19 protein-coding genes are annotated in these 19,009 nt (G+C 65.6%); 7 read left to right on the forward strand and 12 right to left on the reverse strand.

Going from position 1 to position 19,009, the window contains the following annotated elements; genetic code table 11:
• The first annotated feature begins 15 nt into the window (after positions 1-15).
• Positions 16-543, forward strand: coding sequence for a DUF1269 domain-containing protein (locus M0534_RS06970; protein ID WP_248567691.1), 528 nt, complete (start codon positions 16-18; stop codon positions 541-543).
• A 69-nt stretch (positions 544-612) separates the two neighbouring features.
• On the opposite strand, the gene M0534_RS06975 is transcribed toward M0534_RS06970, so the two are convergent.
• From M0534_RS06975 to M0534_RS06990, 4 genes are all read right to left on the reverse strand, one after another.
• Entirely contained in the window at positions 613-1,704 is a 1,092-nt protein-coding gene (locus M0534_RS06975) for an ArsA family ATPase (protein WP_345894708.1), read from the reverse strand.
• Complete coding sequence (locus M0534_RS06980) at positions 1,643-1,936, reverse strand: cory-CC-star protein (protein WP_248567692.1); 294 nt, start codon at positions 1,934-1,936, stop codon at positions 1,643-1,645. Before M0534_RS06980 ends, M0534_RS06975 begins: the two co-directional genes overlap by 62 nt.
• A 10-nt stretch (positions 1,937-1,946) precedes the next feature.
• Positions 1,947-3,620, reverse strand: coding sequence for a carbon starvation CstA family protein (locus tag M0534_RS06985; RefSeq protein WP_248567693.1), 1,674 nt, complete (start codon positions 3,618-3,620; stop codon positions 1,947-1,949).
• Positions 3,621-3,780: 160 nt separating this feature from the next.
• The gene (locus tag M0534_RS06990; protein WP_248567694.1) at positions 3,781-4,182 is read right to left on the reverse strand and encodes an NUDIX domain-containing protein; all 402 of its coding nucleotides are present in this window, start codon (positions 4,180-4,182) and stop codon (positions 3,781-3,783) included.
• Positions 4,183-4,431: 249 nt separating this feature from the next.
• Between M0534_RS06990 and dacB the strand changes: the two genes are divergently transcribed.
• Positions 4,432-5,832, forward strand: coding sequence for a D-alanyl-D-alanine carboxypeptidase/D-alanyl-D-alanine endopeptidase (gene dacB, locus M0534_RS06995; protein WP_248567695.1), 1,401 nt, complete (start codon positions 4,432-4,434; stop codon positions 5,830-5,832).
• Between the two features lies 1 nt (position 5,833).
• Here the strand turns inward: dacB and M0534_RS07000 are convergent, their stop codons facing one another.
• From M0534_RS07000 to M0534_RS07010, 3 genes are read right to left on the reverse strand one after another with little or no spacing between them, the layout of a single operon-like run.
• Positions 5,834-7,177, reverse strand: a complete 1,344-nt coding sequence (locus M0534_RS07000; protein ID WP_248567696.1) for an MATE family efflux transporter — start codon at positions 7,175-7,177, stop codon at positions 5,834-5,836.
• Positions 7,174-7,671, reverse strand: coding sequence for a hypothetical protein (locus M0534_RS07005; protein WP_248567697.1), 498 nt, complete (start codon positions 7,669-7,671; stop codon positions 7,174-7,176). Before M0534_RS07005 ends, M0534_RS07000 begins: the two co-directional genes overlap by 4 nt.
• On the reverse strand, positions 7,668-8,228 hold the full coding sequence (locus M0534_RS07010; RefSeq protein WP_248567698.1) for a permease: 561 nt from the start codon (positions 8,226-8,228) through the stop codon (positions 7,668-7,670). Before M0534_RS07010 ends, M0534_RS07005 begins: the two co-directional genes overlap by 4 nt.
• Before the next feature lie 88 nt (positions 8,229-8,316).
• Here M0534_RS07010 and M0534_RS07015 point away from each other — a divergent pair, with 88 nt between their 5' ends.
• The 3 genes from M0534_RS07015 (at position 8,317) to rlmKL (ending at position 12,671) form a co-directional block, all read left to right on the forward strand.
• A complete protein-coding gene (locus tag M0534_RS07015; protein ID WP_248567699.1) occupies positions 8,317-9,774 on the forward strand; it encodes an amidase in 1,458 nt (485 codons plus the stop codon).
• Positions 9,775-9,839: 65 nt separating this feature from the next.
• Positions 9,840-10,472: a hypothetical protein gene (locus M0534_RS07020; protein WP_248567700.1), complete on the forward strand. Its 633-nt coding sequence runs from the start codon at positions 9,840-9,842 to the stop codon at positions 10,470-10,472.
• A 78-nt stretch (positions 10,473-10,550) separates the two neighbouring features.
• Positions 10,551-12,671: a bifunctional 23S rRNA (guanine(2069)-N(7))-methyltransferase RlmK/23S rRNA (guanine(2445)-N(2))-methyltransferase RlmL gene (gene rlmKL, locus M0534_RS07025; RefSeq protein WP_428348486.1), complete on the forward strand. Its 2,121-nt coding sequence runs from the start codon at positions 10,551-10,553 to the stop codon at positions 12,669-12,671.
• Here the strand turns inward: rlmKL and M0534_RS07030 are convergent.
• Together M0534_RS07030 and purT are read right to left on the reverse strand one after the other, a co-directional pair.
• A complete protein-coding gene (locus M0534_RS07030) occupies positions 12,652-12,843 on the reverse strand; it encodes an oxidoreductase-like domain-containing protein (RefSeq protein WP_248567702.1) in 192 nt (63 codons plus the stop codon). The two genes, rlmKL and M0534_RS07030, sit on opposite strands and share 20 nt — an antisense overlap.
• A 36-nt stretch (positions 12,844-12,879) precedes the next feature.
• Positions 12,880-14,061 (reverse strand): formate-dependent phosphoribosylglycinamide formyltransferase, encoded by a 1,182-nt coding sequence (gene purT, locus M0534_RS07035; protein ID WP_248567771.1) that lies wholly within the window; start codon positions 14,059-14,061, stop codon positions 12,880-12,882.
• Positions 14,062-14,254: 193 nt separating this feature from the next.
• Here purT and dcd point away from each other — a divergent pair, with 193 nt between their 5' ends.
• Positions 14,255-14,821: a dCTP deaminase gene (dcd, locus tag M0534_RS07040; protein WP_248567703.1), complete on the forward strand. Its 567-nt coding sequence runs from the start codon at positions 14,255-14,257 to the stop codon at positions 14,819-14,821.
• Between the two features lie 7 nt (positions 14,822-14,828).
• Here dcd and purN read toward each other — a convergent pair whose 3' ends face one another.
• Positions 14,829-15,482 (reverse strand): phosphoribosylglycinamide formyltransferase, encoded by a 654-nt coding sequence (purN, locus tag M0534_RS07045; RefSeq protein WP_248567704.1) that lies wholly within the window; start codon positions 15,480-15,482, stop codon positions 14,829-14,831.
• A gap of 13 nt (positions 15,483-15,495) precedes the next feature.
• The gene (gene purM, locus M0534_RS07050) at positions 15,496-16,560 is read right to left on the reverse strand and encodes a phosphoribosylformylglycinamidine cyclo-ligase (protein WP_248567705.1); all 1,065 of its coding nucleotides are present in this window, start codon (positions 16,558-16,560) and stop codon (positions 15,496-15,498) included.
• A 178-nt stretch (positions 16,561-16,738) separates the two neighbouring features.
• On the opposite strand from purM, the gene M0534_RS07055 reads away from it, so the two are divergent.
• Positions 16,739-17,803, forward strand: a complete 1,065-nt coding sequence (locus M0534_RS07055) for a DUF2066 domain-containing protein (protein ID WP_248567706.1) — start codon at positions 16,739-16,741, stop codon at positions 17,801-17,803.
• 86 nt (positions 17,804-17,889) lie between these two features.
• On the opposite strand, the gene M0534_RS07060 is transcribed toward M0534_RS07055, so the two are convergent.
• A complete protein-coding gene (locus M0534_RS07060; protein ID WP_248567707.1) occupies positions 17,890-18,912 on the reverse strand; it encodes a DUF481 domain-containing protein in 1,023 nt (340 codons plus the stop codon).
• Positions 18,913-19,009: the final 97 nt, after the last annotated feature.

Raw genomic sequence — 19,009 nt, forward strand, 5'->3', positions numbered from 1 at the left:
GCAAAGAGGTTATTGATGCGCCGAATCTATTTTCTGCTGCCCGGAATCGACGATGCCCGTGAACTGGTCGACGCGTTCCGTCGCAACGGCTACCAGGACCGGGATCTGCATCTGGTCGCGCGTCAGGATGTGCCGATGGAGGATTTGCCCGAGGCCAGCCTGACCGAGCAGTCAGACTTGTTGCCGGCGCTGAAACGTGGCACGGCGGTTGGCGGTACGGTGGGCTTGCTCGCTGGCCTGGGTGCCGTTGCCCTGCCGGGCGTCGGTGTGGCGGTCGGCGGTGGTGCCGTGGCCGCGATGACGGCCGCCGGTGCGACCTTCGGCGGCTGGTCAGCCACCCTTGTGGGTGCCGGCATGGACCGCAAGCAGATTGCCGACTGCGAGCAGGCGTTGCAGGAGGGCAAGGTGCTGATGCTGGTCGATGTCGAGGCGCACCAGGTGGACGCCGTACGCGAGACGGTGACCAGCCACTACCCGGACGTGGAGGTCGAAGATATCGAGCGGGTCATGCCGGCACCTGACGTGCTCGCCGAAAAGGGTTGATCTGGGCGCTACGTCGTCACCGAAACCGTTCCTGTTTGAACAGGCCCATCCATCGCGGTTGAGCCTGTTTCAAGTCAGTCCCGCGCTGGCCAGCGCATCGGCCAGTTCGTCGAGTTGTTCCAGCCCGCCGATATCCGTTTCCAGCATTGGCAGGTGAATCGCGTCCAGCCCGCGTAGGTCATCCGCGATGGCCTGCAGGTAAACCGCTTCCTGCTGTTTGCGTCGACGCAGAAAGTCGCCGTCAGCGGCCTCGGGCAGGACCCGGTTGACGATTGCCCCCAGCACCGGAATATCGAACTGCCGCAAGGCATCGACTGCGCGCCGTGTCTCGACGATGGGAAGCCGCTCCGGGGTCAGCACGAACACGAACGCGGTTTCGGCCGGATTGGTCAGCAGGCGACGCGTGCGATGAAACAGGCGGCGCCGTTCCAGCAGGGTTTCGGCAATGCGACGGGTCCGGGTTTCCATGCCGGCGAACGGATCGGTGTCGGGTTCGTCGAACGGCGTTGGCACCTCGGCGCGCATGCCTTCGGGCGTCAGGTGCTTCAGCACCTTGCCCAGTTGTTCCGAGCGGCGATTGTGCGAAATCAGACCGTCGGTCCAGGCGGCCATGGCCTCCGGCAGGGACAGTAACCGCAGCGTGTGGCCGGTTGGCGCGGTATCGAAAATCAGCAGGTCGTAGTTGTCCCGCTGCTCCAGGATCAGGCGGGCGACCCGTTCCAGCAGTGCGGCCTCGGCGGCACCGGGCGAATGCGCTGCCAGTGCCATCTGCCGATCCAGTTCGGCATGCATGTCGGGCGCCGCCAGTTGCTTCATGTGCTCACTGACCGCACGAATGTGATCGCGGGCCTGTTCATCCGGATCGATTTCCAGGCCCCAGACACCGGCGGTTATCCCGGTAATGCGGTTGCCGATCGGCCGGTCCACCGCGTCACCCAGGGAATGTGCGGGGTCGGTGGAGATGACCAGCACGCGCAGGCCGCGCCGCGCCGCGAGCACCGCGAGTGCGCTGGCGACCGAGGTCTTGCCGACCCCGCCCTTGCCGCCAACGAAGACGATCCGGCGTTCCAGCAGCTTCTGCAGCGTGCCCGGGCCCACTTCAGCAGCAGCGGAAGTGATCCAGCGGTGAGCGCTCCATGCCCATCCGCCGATGCCAGTCATGGAAGCGTTCCAGCAACAGCGGCTGCAGTTCCATCGTGTAGTAGCTGGCCGGATTCGGCACGCCCATCATCTCCGAGTAGACCAGCAGCATGAACAGGTCTTCCTCGTCGCGGCGGGCCCGTGCAATGGTCGAGCGATAGCGTCCGAAATACAGCTCTTCCGCATAGTAGCTGGCACGACGAAGCCATTGGCGCCAGCCATCGGATTCACCATGTCGCTCATCGGACGCCATCGCGCAAGCCTCAGGATGTTGCCGCGGCGTTGCGCAGGTGCTTGCGAAGGACGCCAACGGCTTCCAGCAGGACCATGACCGCGGCAACCAGGATCAGGATATCCAGGAAGAACAGGAACCAGTTGCCCGCGTCGTAGAACGTCTTCAACTGCACCAGCAGGGCCAGTGTGGTCATGAACAGCAGGAACGACAGCGGAATCAGCGTGAACCACATGCTGCGGCCCAGGCGCACGATGATCACGGTCATGACCAGCAGGGTCAGCCCGGCCAGGAGCTGGTTGGTGGTGCCGAACAGCGGCCACAGCAGCATGCCGCCCGTGCCATCCACGCCACCGGCACCGAAAGCCAGCGCCAGGCAGGCGCCGACGGCAAGCACCGTGGCGAAAGGCAGGTTCTTCAGGATCGGCAGATTATAGATGGTGCCCCACTCCTGCATGATGTAGCGCTGCAGGCGCACACCAGTGTCCATCGTGGTGCCGGCGAACAGCACGGCCATGACGGTCAGCAGGGTGACGGCAACCGCCTCGGAGAGTCCGGTTCCGGCGGCGACGATGTTGGCACCACCGGTTACAAAGGCATTGACGCCACCGTCACCGAAGGCGCCGTAGATTTCCCGCCATTCACCCAGCGTCGCGAAGCCGGCCGTGGTCACGAGAATGGCAGCAAGGGCCAGGCAGCCCTCGCCGACGGCACCGAAGTAACCGACGAAGCGGACGTCCTTCTCGTTACTGATCTGCTTCGAGGTGGTGCCCGACGAAACCAGTCCGTGGAAGCCTGAGATGGCACCGCAGGCAATGGTCACGAACAACAGCGGGATCAACGATGGGGTGCCTGCCGGTACATCGGTATTGAAGGCCGGTGCGACGATGCTCGGATTGGACAGCAGGATCGCGGCATAGACCAGGCCGAGGCCGATGAACAGCTGCAGGCCGTTGATGTAGTCCCGTGGTTGCAGCAGTACCCAGACCGGCAGCAGCGAGGCGATGGCCGCGTACAGGAATAGCAGGATGATCCACTGGCTGTTAGCCGGCAGGCCAAGCACGGATTCCGGCAGTTCCACCGGTACGCTCGGACCGATACCGATCAGCGCATAGAGCGCCACCACGCCGATGATCGAGACGGCCAACAGATTGATGCGGAAACGGTAGATCATCTGGCCGATGATCAGCGCCACCACAATCGCGCCCCATGCCGGGACGACCGCCGACGGATTGTTGACCAGCAGGCCGGAGATGGCGACGGCAAACACCGCATTGACCATCAGCAGCACCAGGAAGATCACGATCATGAACAGCGCCCGGGCACGGGGCCCGACGACGTCGCCGGTGACGGCACCGATGGAGCGCGCCTTGTGTCGGACGCTGGCCCAGATGGCACCCGCGTCATGCACGCCGGCAAAGAAGATGGTGCCGAGGATGACCCAGGCGAAGGCCGGTCCCCAGCCCCAGATGACGGCGATCGCCGGCCCGATGATCGGGGCCGCACCGGCCACCGAGGTGAAATGGTGTCCCCAGAGAATGAACTTGTTGGTCGGCACATAATCGACGCCGTCCTCGAGTTCGTGGGCCGGCGTACGAAAATCCGGGTCCAGCTGAAAGATGCGCTCGGCAATGAACTTGGAGTAGACGAAGTAGCCCAGAGCCATGGCCGCGAGGCCGGACAGCAATACGAAAATGGCACTCATGCCACATCTCCTCTTCTGCTTTTCTCTGGTTGACACCGCACGTGCGGGGGTGCGGCGTGCCGTTATTGCGCGGACCTCGCGGCCTTTACTGCTGTCCTAGTCTGGAAGTCCGGAGCCGGGAACACAAGGCAGAGGGCGAGAATCCGGGTCCATCGATCCATCAGCGCATCAGTTTCAATAGCTGGTCCAGCCCGGCGCGATGGACGTGATGGATTCTCTGTCGGTGCAGGTCCATCAGGCGCAGCCAGATGCGTTCATGCCCGGCCTCGATGGGGGCACCCAGGGGCGGGGCCTGGTCCACCTGAATCAGGCAGAAGGTCTGCCGGTAACGCCAGTACTGCCGATGGCCCGTGGCGTAATAGTGGCTCTGGAACTGAATTCGGTCGGCACCGTTCAACGAGGTCGCCGGCAGGTCCACGCCAGCTTCTTCACGCAGCTCCCGTTGCAGCGCTGCCTCGGTTGTCTCGCCTCGCTCGATGCCGCCGCCGGGAAGTTCCAGCCAGTTGGCACGGGGCGCGCGGACCAGCAACACGGCATCGTCATGCCAGAGCGCGCAGTGCACGCCATGGCGATCGGTGATCGGCTGATCGTCGGGCCGATGTACCAGTTCCCCGTAATGGTTGACGAAGTAACGACTCAGAACGGTTCCTCACGGCAAGGGCGGACGCGATGGCCGGCGATTGCCGGCACTGCCTGAATAAGGGCCAGAGTGTAACCCCTGTGTTGCCGTGTCGGCACCCTTGCCGCGGGCGGCGGCGGCTGTTAATTAAGGGAACGCTGGTTTATTCCGCCTCCGGAGCTGCGCGTCCTCATGAGTCGTTCACTGATCCTTTTGCTGGTCCTTCTGATGTTGCCGTCATGGCTGGCGGCGGCAATGCCGGAATCGGTGCAACAGGTGTTGAACCGCCATCAGCTGGGTGCCGGACAGGTCAGCGTGCTGGTACAGCGCGCCAGTGACGGCGAGACCGTTCTTGAGCTGGCGCCGGACCGTCCAAGGAACCCGGCCTCGGTCACCAAGCTGCCGGTGACCTTCGCGGCACTCGAAATCCTCGGCCCGACGCACACCTGGCGGACCGATGTGTTCGCCGAGGACGAGCCCCGGGACGGCGTGCTGGACGGCAATATCTGGCTGCGGGGGACTGGTGATCCGTACCTGGTGACCGAGGAATTCTGGAAGCTGCTCGGCGGAATTCGCAGGGCCGGTGTCGAGCGGATCACCGGTGATCTGATCCTGGATACCAGTCATTTCGCGCTCGAGCCGGAAGACCCCGGGGCCTTCGATGACCGACCGGACCGGGCGTACAACCAGACACCCCATGCCCTGCTGGTGAATTTCAACGTGGTCCGTTTCCAGATCGATGGCCAGGCAAATGGCCAGGCCCGGGTGTCAACCGATCCGCCCCTGCCGGAGCTTCGGATCAACAATCGCCTGCGTCCGGCATCCGGCGGATGTGGTGCGCACCAGGGCATGTCCTATCGCAGGTCCGGTGACCTGGAAGTCAGCCTGGATGGGCAGCATCCCGGAGGCTGTCGCGGCTTTGATCTGCTGCGGGTTGCGATGGAGCCGGAGGATTTCACCCACCAGGTCTTCTCCGGACTGTGGCGCCAGTGGGGCGGTGAGTTCCGCGGTGGCTGGCGGCGGGATATCTGGTCAGGCAGTCAGCGCCCGCTCTATACCCACCGCTCACCCCCGCTGGCCGAACTGATTCGGCCTGCCAACAAGTTCAGCAACAATGTCATGACCCGTCACTTCAAGTTGGCGGTTGCGGCCAAGGTGCATGGTGAGCCGGCGACCGTTGACGGCGGTAACCAGGCGATCATCGATTTCTTCGCCGACAAGGGGGTCAGCACCGAGGGCATGGTGATGGACAATGCCGCCGGCTTGTCCCGTAATAACCGCTTCACTGCACGCCAGGTCGCGCAGATCCTGCGCGTGGCCCAGAGCAGCCCGTTCAGCGCGGAATTCCGCTCGTCGCTGGCCTTGTCCGGACTTGATGGCACCATGCGGCGGCGGTTCAGTGATGGACCGGAGCGAGGTCGCATGCATCTGAAAACCGGCTCGCTGAATCACGTCTCGGCGGTGGCCGGCTATGTGCGCAGCCGCAGCGACGAAGACTACACCGTGGTCGTGCTGGTGAATGGCGAGAACGTGCACTGGGGGCCGGGTAGGGCGGTGCAGGATGCGGTCCTGGCCTGGGTCTATCGCCAGTGATTCAGTGTCTGCCCGCAAGCCAGCGCATGGCATGCTGATAAAGCAGCCAGGCGCTGATGCCCGCAGCGATGTTGCCCAGCATGGCGCCGGTCAGCAGACCGGTCATGCCGGCAAGGTGGCTGAACAGCCAGAGCGCCGGAAGATAGAACAGGAACAGACGCAGCAGCGAGATCAGCAGGGCCTGCAAGGGCATGCCCAGGGCATTGCAGACCGAGACCATCAGCATGCACACGCCCAGGGCCGCATAGCTGAGAGGCACCCGCAGCAGATAGTCCCGCAGGATGTCGCTGACCGCCCCATCGCTGCTGAGAAACCCGGACAGGAACCCGGAACCGAGGAACAGCAGCAGCCCCACGGCGAGTTGCCAGGCAAGGACGAAACCGACCGCCAGGCGTACGACCTGCCTTATCCGTGTGATCTCCCCGGCGCCGTAGAAGCGACTGACGATCGGCGGCAAGGACATCGTCAGGGCCAGCACCACCACCATGGAAAAGAACTCCAGACGGGTGCCGACCCCCCAGGCCGCAACGGCGGCACCGCCGTGATAGGCCACCAGGCCGGTCGCCAGCGCGGCGGCCAGTCCGGGGGCCAACTGGCCGAGGGTTGCCGGGCCGGTGATCGCGCCCAGATCCCGCAACGCCCGGGTTAGCGGGAACGAGCTGAAATCCCGACTCAGCCAGTGGCGCAACCAGACATGCCAGTAGACGCAGACGGTTCCACTGGCGAAGGCCGCCACCGTGGCCCAGGCGGCACCCGGCAGGCCCCAGCCGAAGGAGAAGATAAACAGCGGGTCGAGCACCAGGTTGATCAGGCTGGTCACGACCATCAGCAATCCTGGCAGGCCGCTTTCGCCGCGGGCCCGGCATAGTGAGTAACCGAAATACAGCAGTCCGCCAAACCAGGCGCTCAACAGCCACGGTGCCCAATAGGCGCGAATCAGCGGCAGCAGCTCGGCTTCGGCGCCCATCGCGGTGAGCAGCAGGGCCTGACTCAGCCAGAGCAGAATGCAGACCGCTGCGATGAAGGCGGCCCCAAGCAACACCACCAGCAGGCTGATGCAGCGGGCATCCTGATGCCGACCGGCACCCAGGGCCCGGCCGACCAGGGCCGTGGTGGCGATGCCCAGGCCAACCTGCGCGCCGATCAACAGCTGCTGGATCGGCTGGGTGAAACCGAAGGCGGCAAGCGGCTCCACACCCAGGCGGGCGATGAAGGCTGCGTCCACCAGTTGCACGCCGAGCAAGGCAACGACGCCGAACAGCATGGGCCAGGTCATGCGAAACAGCGTTGCTGCCAGGTTGTTCCGGCTCAGCTCTTCGGTGGTCGCGGAGCCAGTGCGGCTCATGTCCGGGCAGCACCGATCAGCATGGCAAGCAGGCCGGCAATCGGTGCCAGGATCAGGCAGGCCAACAAGCGGATTCCGGTCAGGCGCCAGCCCAGTGCCGGAAGCTCGAAGGCAATGACCCGATGCAGGGCCAATACCGACCAGGCCGTGATCAGGGTCACCATCTGTGCAGTCCCGGTGCCAGCGCTGATCAGGGCCAGCGCAATCGGGAAGGTGATCATCGGGCCGCCAGGCATCACCGCGCCCAGCAGCGTGGCCAGCAGGATACCCTGCAGCCCGGAGCCGTCGCCCAGGGAGCTCGCCACCAGTTCCCTGGGCACCAGCATGGCGAGGAAGCTGCCGGCGATCAGCGCGATCGGGATACGCACCAGCAGCGGCCGCATCTGGCGCCAGCCGCCAGCGGCGATCTGTCGATGACCGGGGTCGGGCTGGGTCTGGCGCCACAGCGCCAGACCCAGCAACAGCACGGCCAGGGTGACGTAGGCGCTGATCACGTCACGGTCCTGGAAAAGCGGTGCAGCAGACCGCGGGTCAGCAGTCCGGCGATCAACGGCAGCGGCAACGACACCAGCAATCGGGTCAGCGTGAATTCCGGGCCCAGTAGCGGCAGTTCCCAGACCAGGGCGCGGTTGATTCCCAGCACCGACCAGGAGGTGAGGTAGGTGACGCAGACCGGAACCGCCGCTCCAGAACGGTACAGGGCCAGCACCAGCGGAAAGGCCGCGAACGGACCGCCGGGGGTCAGCGAACCGGCTGCGGTGGCCAAAAGCAGGCCGCGCATGCCGCTGCTTCCGCCCAGCCAGCGCTCCATGGCCTCGCGTGGCACCATGGCCTGGACATAGGCGCCAACCAGGACCGCCGCGACCACGATGGGCATGATCAGCAGCAACAGGCCCAGCCCATCGGCCAATGCCGTATTGAACGCATCAGCGCCGCGCAACAGCAGCACGGCGAGACCCGCACCCAGGGCCAGCAGGACGAAAAAGACGGTGCTACCGTCCAGCAACGGCGGACCGTTGCGCGCAGGCTTGCCTCCGGTCTGTCCGGCCATGAGCGACCTCGTTTGCGGGATGGGGAGTCGGAAGCGCGCATGGTAACGCATCGGCCGTTGAGCCGAGTCGTCGGCAAGGAGCCCGAACATGCATCACTGGAGCGCCACGCGATTGCTGCAGGGACTGGAATCCCGGCTGTTCAGTTCCCGTGAACTGGTGCAGCAGCTGCTGGCAAGGATCGAGGAGCGCAACCCGGCACTGAATGCCGTGGTCACGCTGGATGCGGAGCGGGCGTTTGCCCGGGCGGGGGCAGCCGACGCGGACCGCGCCCGCGGCCGCCGCTGGGGCGCGCTGCATGGCCTGCCCATCACCATCAAGGACACCTTCGCCACCGCCGGGCTGCGGACGACGGCCGGGAGCCCCGATTACGCGGATTACATGCCGGCAGAGGATGCGGTCGCCGTGGCCAGGCTGCGTGCGGCCGGCGCGATTGTTCTGGGCAAGACCAACACCGCCGAGCTGGCCGGCGACCTGCAGTGTGACAATCCGCTGTTCGGCCGCACCAACAACCCCTGGGATATGGAGCGCACCAGCGGCGGCTCATCCGGTGGTTCGGCGGCGGCCCTGGCCGCCGCCCTGACACCGTTGGAGCTGGGCAGCGATATCGGTGGTTCGATACGGTTGCCGGCGCATTTCTGCGGTGTTTGTGGGCACAAGCCGACCCATGGCCTGGTGCCGATGCGCGGCCATATACCCGGGCCGCCCGGGACCCTGGCGCGAACGGACCTTGCCGTCGCCGGTCCGATGGCGCGTTCGGTGGAAGACCTGGCGCTGGCGCTCGAGCTGTTGGCAGGCCCGGACGAGCCGGAATGCCGAGCCTGGTCATTGACGCTGCCGCAACCCGAGGCCCGTCGCGCCGGCGACTGGCGAATCGCGGTCTGGTCCGAGCAGGCCGGCTTTCCGCTGGCAGCCGGGGTGCGTGAGGGCCTTGACCGGGTGGTAAGCAGCTTGCTTGAAGCCGGGGCCAGGGTGGATTCGGCGGCGCGGCCGGCCAGTGTCGATCTCAGCGCCGCGCATGAGTTGTTCTACAGTCTGCTGGCTGCGGCCATGAGTGGTGGGTTGACCCAGGCCGAGATTCGCGAAGGGCGGCAACTGCCCGGCAGCGGAGCCGATGATTCGGACCGGGTCCGGTTCTATCGCAGTGCCGCCATGAGCCATCGTCGCTGGCAACGGCTGCATGAGCAGCGTCTGCAACTCGCGGCGCGCTGGCAGGCATTCTTCGACGAGTGGGATGTGTTGCTGTGTCCGGTGGCGCCGGTGCCGGCGTTCGCCCATGACCTCGACCGTCCGCCCCTGGATCGGCTGGTGTCCGTTGCTGGTGTGGAACGGCCTTATTCTGACCTATCGTTATGGTGTGGGCTTGCCGGCCTGCCCTACCTGCCCGCCACCGTGGTGCCGGCAGGTCAGGACGGGAACGGCTTGCCGGTGGGCATCCAGGTCGTGGGGCCGCGATTCGGTGACAGGCTGACGCTGGCCGCGGCGGCGCTGGTCGAGGAGGTTTGCGGTGGCTTCGCGGCACCGGGTGAACCGATCTCACGGATGTGAGGTCCCCCGGACTGTGGCACCCTTTTCTGAAGGGAACACTGATTGACGATTGGGAGAGTACGCGAATGACTAGCAAGGATGATCGTCCGGATATCCCCCTGACGCGGGCGGAGGCAGAGGAATTCGAGCGTCCGATCCGGCGGAGTATGTGGATTGGTATCGGCGTGGCGGTGGCGGTGCTGATCGTACTGATCGTGCTGGTCATGGAGTCGCGGTACCGCGCCGGGCTCGCGCAGCCCCACCCCAGTGCCGTCTTCGATGGAGGCCTGCAGGAAATCGTCGATACCTATCGGCCGTTGCCGGATGCCGAAATCAGCCTGGAATTGCGGACGGATCGTTCCGGTGACCGGGACCAGTACACGGTCAGGATTCTCGACCAGGACGGTGAAACCTTGTATCAGGCAGCCCATGATGCCGCGTACATCTACACGGTCGGGCACGGCAGCCGCGAGGGCGATTCCATCCGCTTCGAGGTGAATCTGGAGCTCGATTACGACGGCTCGCTCAGCGGCCGCTACCGGCAGGATCGGGGGGTCGCGGTGGCCGCGTATCAGGCGGCATTGCAGCGGCTGGTCAACCAGTCGCTGGCGGCGTACGTTGCGGGATCGGGTGCCGCCGTCTACCAGGATGATCCGGATGTGGAGCCCGATGCAGCCAGCATCCGGCGGGACTGGGATGCGGTCATGGATCCGAGATAGCCTGCCCGACAGCATGATTCTCCAGCGCGGCCGGTCACTGCCGACGACCGGCCGTTTTACTTACGGAATCGCGAGCCATTGCACGCAAGCCATGAAATTTTTGTCACGGCCCCGGCAGGACTGGAGCCGTTGCTGTCTGACGAGCTGCGCCAGCTCGGTATCGCCGAGCCCCGGCAGCAACGCGGCGGTGTCAGCTGTTCCCTGACGCTGGAGCAGGCCTACCGGGTTTGCCTCTGGTCGCGTATCGGCAATCGTGTGCTGTTGCCCCTGGCAACCTTTCCCGCGCCGGATCCGGAGGCCCTGTACCAGGGGCTCCGGACGGTGACCTGGCTCGAGCATCTGGCGGCCGACGGCAGTCTGGCGATTGACGTTACCGGCGTTCGCCCGGCCATCGGTCATAGCCGCTTTGCGGCGCAGAAGGCAAAGGACGCCATCGTCGACCAGATACGCGAGGCTGCCGGTTCCCGGCCGACCGTGAACCTGGAGACGCCGGACTGCCGCCTGCACCTGCACCTGGCCGGTGAGCAGGGCACCATCTCACTGGATTTGTCGGGTGACAGCCTGCACCGGCGGGGATACCGCGAACCGGGGACGGCGGCGCCGCTCAAGGAGAATCTGGCAGCGGCCGTATTGGTGCGCGGCGACTGGCCGGCGATCGCCGCGGCGGGAGGCAGTTTCTACGATCCGTTTTGCGGCTCCGGGACGCTGGCCATCGAAGCGGCCTGGATGGCGGCCGATGTGGCCCCGGGCCTGCTGCGGGTGCGTTACGGCCTGCATGGCTGGCGTCAGCACGACGACACCTGCTGGAAGGGCCTGCTGGACGAGGCCCTGGAGCGCCAGGAACAGGGCATGCAGCGGCTGCCGGTGCTGGTTGCCACGGATCACGATCCGCGCGCGGTGCGGCAGGCGCTGGACAATGTGCGCCGGGCGGGACTCGCCGGTCATGTGCATGTGGAGCGCCGGGAGTTGGATGAACTGGCACCGTCCGAACGGCATCGCCCCGGTCTGGTCGCGATGAATCCGCCCTACGGCGAGCGTCTGGCGCAGAACCGCGAACTGGTGCCCCTGTACGCCCGTATCGGCGACGTACTGCGCAGCCGTTTTGCTGGTTGGCAGGCGGTGTTGCTGACTGGTGCCGAGGCGGAGATCGGCCTGCGGCCGGATCGCTCCTGGAAGGTCTTCAACGGGCCGATCCGCTGTCGTCTGGAACGGTTCCTGATCGCGGACGAGGGCGGCTCGGAGCAGAACGCCGCCGCTGAACCGCTGGTCAACCGCCTGCGCAAGAATCGCCGACAATTGTCCAGCTGGTTGAAGCGGCATGGAGTGACCAACTACCGGCTCTACGATGCCGATATCCCGGAATTCGCGCTGGCGGTGGATGTGTACGGCAGCCGTGGCGGCGACTGGTTGCACGTGCAGGAATACCAGGCACCATCGACCGTGGACGCGCGCCAGTCGCAGACCCGTTTGCGGGCGGCACTGGCCGCGTTACCCGGCGCGCTTGATGTGCCGGCCCAGCGTCTGGTCTACAAGGTTCGCAGCCGGCAGCGCGGTGACAGCCAGTATCGGCGCCAGGCCAGTGAAGGGCGCTGGCTCGAGGTCACCGAAGGCAACTGCCGCCTGCTGGTGAACCTGACCGACTACCTGGATACCGGCCTGTTCCTGGACCACCGCCCGGTCAGGCACTGGCTGGGTGGGCAGGCCAATGGCAAGCGCCTGCTGAACCTGTTCTGTTACACCGGCGCCGCGACGGTACACGCTGCAGTTGGCGGCGCCAGCCGCAGCGTCAGCGTGGACATGTCGCGGACCTACCTGGACTGGTTGCAGCGCAACCTGGAACTGAACGGCATGGCGACGCCGGCGCACGAGATCATTCGTGCCGACTGTCGGGACTGGCTGCAACAGGATCAGGGTGAATACGACCTGATTTTCCTGGACCCGCCCAGCTTCTCCAACTCCAAGCGTATGGACGGGACGCTGGACATCCAGCGCGACCATGTGGACCTGATCCGGGCTGCGATGGCACGCCTGGCCACCGACGGCACGCTGATCTTTTCCACCAATCGTCGCCGCTTCCGACTGGATCGGGAGGCGTTGTCAGGACTGACCGTCGAGGATCGCACGGCCTGGTCGATCCCGAAGGATTTCGCCCGTAACCAGCGCATCCACCAGTGTTATTTCATTCGTCGAGCAGAGTGATCTCACCGCGTGCGGCGGCCGTTCGCAGCCGCTGCACCCGTTCCTCCCAGCGCTCGAGTTGCTCGTCATGAAGTTCCAGGATGCAGGGATCGCAGCCGCCGCCGCAGCAGTCCGCGGGGTCCGGCGGTTCGGGTTTGGGCGGTAGTCGTTTTCGCGGCGGTGTCTCGGCCATCGACGGCTCGCCTCCCTGGGGATGCCGACCCCCCCATCATAACGTGACCTGGATGGCGGAGACTGCCGCGCAGGCCTTGCTCCGTGCGGCATCGACGCTGTCGTCGCGGGCAATGACAACGCCCATGCGTCGGCGCCCGCGGACCTCGGGCTTGCCGAACAGGCGCAGTTCCGTGTCGGGCGCCTGCAGGGCCTGCTCCAGCCCGGAAAATACGGCGCTGTCGGAATCCCCCTCGACCAGAATCACGCAGGACGCGCTGGCACCGTGCTGGCGGATGACCGGCACCGGCAACCCGAGTATCGCGCGGGCATGCAGGGCGAATTCCGAAAGATCCTGTGACAGCAGGGTAACCAGTCCCGTGTCATGCGGCCGTGGCGAGACTTCGCTGAACCAGACCTGGTCTCCCTTGATGAACAGCTCGACACCGAACAGGCCGTAGCCGCCGAGGTTGTCGGTCACGGCGCGGGCGATCCGTTCCGCTTCGCGGCGTGCACCGTCGCTCATTGCCTGGGGCTGCCAGGACTCGCGGTAATCGCCGTCCTCCTGTCGATGCCCGATCGGCTCGCAGAAGCTGGTGCCACCGACATGACGCACGGTCAGCAGCGTGATTTCATAGTCGAAATCCACGAAACCCTCGACGATGACGCGGCCGGCACCACTGCGACCGCCTTCCTGCGCATAGCGCCAGGCCGGCTCGATATCTTCGGGGTCCCGGACCAGCGACTGGCCCTTGCCCGAGGAACTCATCACCGGTTTGACCAGGCAGGGCAGGCCGATCTCGCTCACCGCCGCCTCATAGTCGGTCACGGTTTCGGCAAAGCGATACGGCGAGGTCGGCAAGCCGAGCTCCTCGGCGGCCAGTCGCCGGATCCCTTCCCGGTCCATGGTCAGCCGTGTCGCCCGCGCCGTCGGGATAACGCGGTATCCCTCGGCTTCAAGCTCGATCAGCGTTGCCGTGGCGATGGCCTCCACCTCGGGCACGATCAGGTGCGGCCGCTCCTGTTCGACCACGCGTCGCAGCGCCTCGCCGTCCAGCATCGAGACCACATGGCAGCGGTGCGAGACTTGCATGGCCGGCGCGTCCGCGTAGCGGTCGGCAGCGATGACCTCGACGCCGAGCCGCTGCAGTTCGATGGCCACTTCCTTGCCCAGCTCGCCGCTGCCAAGAAGCAGCACTCGGGTCGCGGTGTCGGTCATTGGGGTGCCGATCTGGCTCATGGCGGGGACCTCGATCGATTGCTGCCGTCGTGTGCGCGGGATGCGGTCGGCTATCGTGCCGCGTGCCATGGCGGGCCGTCCAGCCCGGGGCGGACCTGCGGCGGGAGAAACCGTCGATCAGGCTGTGTATTGCGCTGATTGGTCTGTAGAATCCCGGCTTTTCGGCGAACAACGCAGGGGTGGACCGGGGCAGATGAGCATCAAATCGGATCGCTGGATTCGCCGCATGGCGGAGCAGGAAGGCATGATCGAGCCGTTCGAACCCGGACAGGTCCGGGAGACCGACCAGGGCCGGATCATTTCCTACGGTACGTCGAGCTATGGCTACGATGTGCGCTGCTCTCGGGAGTTCAAGATCTTCACCAATATCAATTCGGCGGTGGTGGATCCGAAGAACTTCGACGAGAACAGTTTCGTCGACGTGCAGAATGACGTCTGCATCATCCCGCCCAATTCCTTCGCGCTGGCCAGCACCGTGGAGTACTTCCGGATTCCGCGCAGCGTGCTGACGGTCTGCCTGGGCAAGTCCACCTACGCCCGATGTGGAATCATCGTCAACGTCACGCCGCTGGAGCCGGAATGGGAAGGCCATGTGACGCTGGAGTTCTCCAACACCACGCCGTTGCCGGCAAAGATCTACGCCAACGAGGGTGTTGCCCAGATGCTGTTCTTCGAGTCCGACGAGGTCTGTGAAACGTCCTACAAGGACCGGGCCGGGAAGTACATGGGCCAGCGCGGGGTGACATTGCCCCGCTCCTGAGACCGTTTCAGTCGGGCAGTGGGTCCCCGGCGCGAACCTGGAGCGGCCTGGCCAATGGTTTGCCGTCCAGGATCACCGAATCGGGATTCAGTTGCAGCCGGCCGTCGGCGAACCAGCGCACCACATGGGGGTAGATCCGGTGTTCCTGGCGTAGCACCCGCTCCGCCAGCGTCTGTTCGTCATCTTCGGCCCGCACCGCCACCCGCGCCTGCAGAATGACCGGCCCGCCATCGAGTTCCGGCGTTACCGCATGCACACTGCAGCCGTGTTCCGTGTGGCCTTCGGCGATTGCCCGTCGGTGTGTGTGCAGGCCGCGCAGTGCCGGCAGCAGTGAGGGATGAATGTTCAGCATGCGGTTCTGATAGCGGATCACGAAATCATCGGTGAAGATCCGCAGAAACCCGGCGAGCAGCACCAGGTCGGCCTGCCAGGCGTCGATCTGTTCGCTCAGTGCGGCATCGAACGCCGCGCGGCCCGGATAACGGGTGGCGTCGACCACGGCGACCCGGCAACCGGCGGCCGCAGCACGGCGCAGACCAGGGGCGTCATCGCGGCTGCTGATCACGCCGACGATCTTGACGCCGAGTTCGCCGCCGCGCTGGGCGGCAAGCAGGGCCTGCAGGTTGCTGCCGCGGCCCGAAATCAGGACGACTGCACGCATCGCTGCGTCGGCTTCAGTCCGCGCTCAGCATGCGGACGCGCGGTTGCCGGTCCTGCGCCTTGACGATGCGGCCGATCTGCCAGGCCGACTCGCCGGATTCGTGCAGGCTGCGAATGGCGGCGTCGACTTCATCCTGCGACACGCAGAGCACCATGCCGACACCGCAGTTGAAGGTGCGCAGCATCTCCGCATCGCTGATGTTGCCGGCCGCCTGCAGCCACCGGAACACGGCCGGCTGATGCCAGCTGCTGAGGTGGAGCTCCGCCGCCATGTTCTCAGGTAGCACGCGCGGCAGGTTCTCGGGCAGACCGCCGCCGGTGATGTGCGCCATCGCGTTTACGCTGACGCGGTCCAGCAGTGTCTGCACCGCGCGCACGTAAATGCGGGTTGGCGCCATCAGGGCATCGGCCAGTGGCCGATCATCCACATGCTGATCCAGAGACGCGCCGCTATGGTCGAGCACGCGACGAATCAGTGAATACCCATTGGAGTGGGGGCCGCTGGATGCAATGCCGATCAGGGCGTCGCCGGCGCTGACCCGCGAGCCGTCAATCAGATCGTCCTCATCGACCACGCCGACGCAGAAGCCGGCCAGGTCGTAATGGCCCTCGCTGTACATGCCGGGCATCTCAGCGGTTTCACCGCCGATCAGTGCGGCGCCGGCCTGCTCGCAGCCGCGGGCAATGCCCTGCACGACGCTGGCGGCGACGTCCACGTCCAGCTGGCCGGTGGCGTAGTAGTCCAGGAAAAACAGCGGTTCGGCGCCGCAAACCAGAATATCGTTGACGCACATGGCGACCAGGTCGACGCCGATGCCATCGTGCCGGCCGGTTTCGATCGCCAGTTTGAGTTTGGTGCCAACCCCGTCGGTACCGGACACCAGTATCGGGCTGCGGTAGCGGCCTACGGGCAGCCGGAACAGGCCGCCGAAGCCGCCTAGCCCGCCCATCACCTCCGGGCGGTGGGTGCGTTTGACGAACGGCTTGATGCGCTCGACCAGGGCGTTGCCGGCGTCGATGTCGACACCGGCGCCGCGATAGGTCAGACCGCCGTTGCGGGACTGGCTTGAATCGCTCAACGGAACCCCCGTGTGCTGGCGGAGCACAGCATGGCTGTGTGAGTATCCGGGTGATGGAGCGCCGGTCCGCCAGGCCGGGCGCTTCCCCCCGCCGCGGCGCGCGAGCGGGCACGTATAGTACCGGACAGGGCGGCATTCCCGAAAGCGGCCTTGCTGCACACGGCGGAGGGTAGTGTAAATGCGGAAGATCAGGGTCTGGCTGGGGCTCATTGCCCTGGCCGTTTTGGCGCCCACCGCGATGGCAAACGGCCTGTATCAGGTGGAAGTTCTGGTCGAGGACCAGTCCGAGGAAGCCCGCCAGCAGGGGGTCCGGCAGGGCCTGGCCGAGTTGATGGAACGGTTGTCCGGACGCGAGGATGCCGCCTCCGCCTCGGGTGCGTCCTCGATCATCGGTGAGTCCTCCCGTTACCTGCAGCAGTTCGATTATGGCGAGCCGGTGGAGCGCGACGGCGAGCAGCGCGAGCGGCTGCGGCTGCGCTTTGACGGCGAGATGCTGGAAGAGGCGATGCAGGAGGCTGGCATTCCCGTCTGGGCCGGCGCTGATCGGCGACCCGCCGTCAGCTGGCTGGTGGTCGAGCATCGGGGAGAACGCCAGATTGCCGGCGGTGATGTGCTGGTGGATGGACAGCAGGCCCTGCGTCGGGCCGGCGAACGTCACGGCCTGCCGTTGACGCTGCCGCTGATGGATCTTGAAGACCAGCGGGCCATGGATTCCTCCGACCTCTGGGGAGGGTTCCGCGAGCCCATCCTGGAGGCCTCGGCCCGCTACGAGGCGGACACGGTCATCGTTGGCCGGCTGGACCAGCGCGGCAGTGCCTGGCAGGGACGGTGGATCCTGTTTCGCAACGGCGATACGCAGGAACTCAGCGTCCAGGGAGAGACGCCGGCCGAGGTCGTGGATTCAGGCATTGCCGCTATGGCTCGTCGGATGACCCGTGAGCTGGCCGCCGTCGGTGTTGGTGCGGAGGCGGATATCTACCGGGTTCAGGTGCGGGGAATAGGAAGCCTCAGCGATTATGCCTGGGTCCAGCGCGCCATCGAGGGTCGTCGCGGTGTCGGTCGCGTCGAGCCGGATCAGGTGAATGCGGACAGCGTGGAGTTCCGGGTCAGCACCAGCCTTGACCGTGACGGTCTGGCGCGGGAGCTGGCCGATGTCCGGCGGCTGGAGCGCGAAGAGGTGGCCGAGGACCGGATGCCGGCGGAGCGCGAGCAGCGCCCAGATCTGCGGTTCAGGCTCCGGTGACGGCCGCGCCGCAGCCGCGGTGCGGCCCGTTTTCAACCCCTAATAAGCCCCGGCCGTGTTTGATGGCCGGGGCTTTATCGCGCGACCTACCAGCTGTAGCCAACGGTCAACAGATAGGCGGTGTCGGTGGTGGTGTTGCCGGCCGGTGGATCCCGGTCGTAATCGACATTGACCTGGGCGGTGCCGGTCATCCCCAGCACCAGCGGAAAGCGCAGCCCGGTACGGGTCAGGACCAGCAGATCCCGCGACTCTTCCAGCCCCTGGAAACCTTCCTGATTGTGGAAGAAGCGCAGTCGGCTACCGAGCAGGCGTTCCTGGTAGTCCACTGCCCAGCGGCCTGCGGCGCGACTCTCGTTGCTGGCCTCGCGAAACTCCTCGTTGACGTAGGAGAGGCCGAGTTCGGCGGACAGCACCCGTTGCGGCGTGTCGAAGAACTGATAACCGAGACCGGCACCGACGATGGTCCGCAGTTTCAGATCACGAAAGCGATCGGTGGCCAGGCTCAGGTTGCTGTTGAGGTATAGCCGTTTGCTGACGAAGTGGTCGTACCGCATGCCGCCGCGCGCGCTTTCGCGCGACAGATCGCCATCTTCCTTGGCGCGGGCGCCCTCGGCGAACAGGCGCAGACGATTGACATCGGTGCGTGCCTCGAAATCAGCGTTGATGTTGTAGGCCTCGGTGCGCGTGTTGCCGCGGGTCAGGCTGCCGCCGAACGCGATATTGCCGCTGGTGCGCACGGCCGGTGTCGGACTGGTATTGGCGCCCTCGATGGCGCTGAATTCGACGCTGGCGGGTTCTGCCAATTGGCCACTCATGAGTCGCAGCCGGCCGTCATCGCTTTCCACCGCCTGGCCCACGAGCTTGCTGCCGTCCTCAAGCCGGACGTAAAGGGTGCGGTCGGTTTCCAGGCCGACCACGCGATCCCAGCGGATATTCACCGAGTCGCTTGCCTGCTCCGGGCGAAATTCCACGGTGCTGCCATCGGCCTTGATGAACGTGCCGGTGATCCGGTCGCCGTTGTCCAGGACAAGGACATCGGCCGAGACCTTGCCTACCGATGCCAGCAAGAGCAGCAGCATCAGGCTCTGCAGAATGTGGCGTTGCTTCATGCGGTTTCCTCGTTTTGTCGATGGTTTATGGTCAGACGCGCATGGCCGAGATGACAATTTCGAAAGCAAATCGTTTGCTATGCCGCGCGAAATTCGG

Origin of the sequence: Methylonatrum kenyense (genome assembly GCF_023195885.1) — a bacterium.
In the GTDB taxonomy this organism is placed as follows: Bacteria; Pseudomonadota; Gammaproteobacteria; order Nitrococcales; family Aquisalimonadaceae; genus Methylonatrum; species Methylonatrum kenyense.

Bases quoted from the DNA above. Each gene is read 5' to 3' on its own strand.
- M0534_RS06970 (WP_248567691.1), top strand. From the start codon at position 16: ATGCGCCGAATCTATTTTCTGCTGCCCGGAATCGACGATGCCCGTGAA.
- M0534_RS06975 (WP_345894708.1), bottom strand. From the start codon at position 1,704: ATGACTGGCATCGGCGGATGGGCATGGAGCGCTCACCGCTGGATCACT.
- M0534_RS06980 (WP_248567692.1), bottom strand. From the start codon at position 1,936: ATGGCGTCCGATGAGCGACATGGTGAATCCGATGGCTGGCGCCAATGG.
- M0534_RS06985 (WP_248567693.1), bottom strand. From the start codon at position 3,620: ATGAGTGCCATTTTCGTATTGCTGTCCGGCCTCGCGGCCATGGCTCTG.
- dacB (WP_248567695.1), top strand. From the start codon at position 4,432: ATGAGTCGTTCACTGATCCTTTTGCTGGTCCTTCTGATGTTGCCGTCA.
- M0534_RS07000 (WP_248567696.1), bottom strand. From the start codon at position 7,177: ATGAGCCGCACTGGCTCCGCGACCACCGAAGAGCTGAGCCGGAACAAC.
- M0534_RS07010 (WP_248567698.1), bottom strand. From the start codon at position 8,228: ATGGCCGGACAGACCGGAGGCAAGCCTGCGCGCAACGGTCCGCCGTTG.
- M0534_RS07015 (WP_248567699.1), top strand. From the start codon at position 8,317: ATGCATCACTGGAGCGCCACGCGATTGCTGCAGGGACTGGAATCCCGG.
- M0534_RS07020 (WP_248567700.1), top strand. From the start codon at position 9,840: ATGACTAGCAAGGATGATCGTCCGGATATCCCCCTGACGCGGGCGGAG.
- M0534_RS07030 (WP_248567702.1), bottom strand. From the start codon at position 12,843: ATGGCCGAGACACCGCCGCGAAAACGACTACCGCCCAAACCCGAACCG.
- purT (WP_248567771.1), bottom strand. From the start codon at position 14,061: ATGAGCCAGATCGGCACCCCAATGACCGACACCGCGACCCGAGTGCTG.
- dcd (WP_248567703.1), top strand. From the start codon at position 14,255: ATGAGCATCAAATCGGATCGCTGGATTCGCCGCATGGCGGAGCAGGAA.
- purN (WP_248567704.1), bottom strand. From the start codon at position 15,482: ATGCGTGCAGTCGTCCTGATTTCGGGCCGCGGCAGCAACCTGCAGGCC.
- M0534_RS07055 (WP_248567706.1), top strand. From the start codon at position 16,739: ATGCGGAAGATCAGGGTCTGGCTGGGGCTCATTGCCCTGGCCGTTTTG.
- M0534_RS07060 (WP_248567707.1), bottom strand. From the start codon at position 18,912: ATGAAGCAACGCCACATTCTGCAGAGCCTGATGCTGCTGCTCTTGCTG.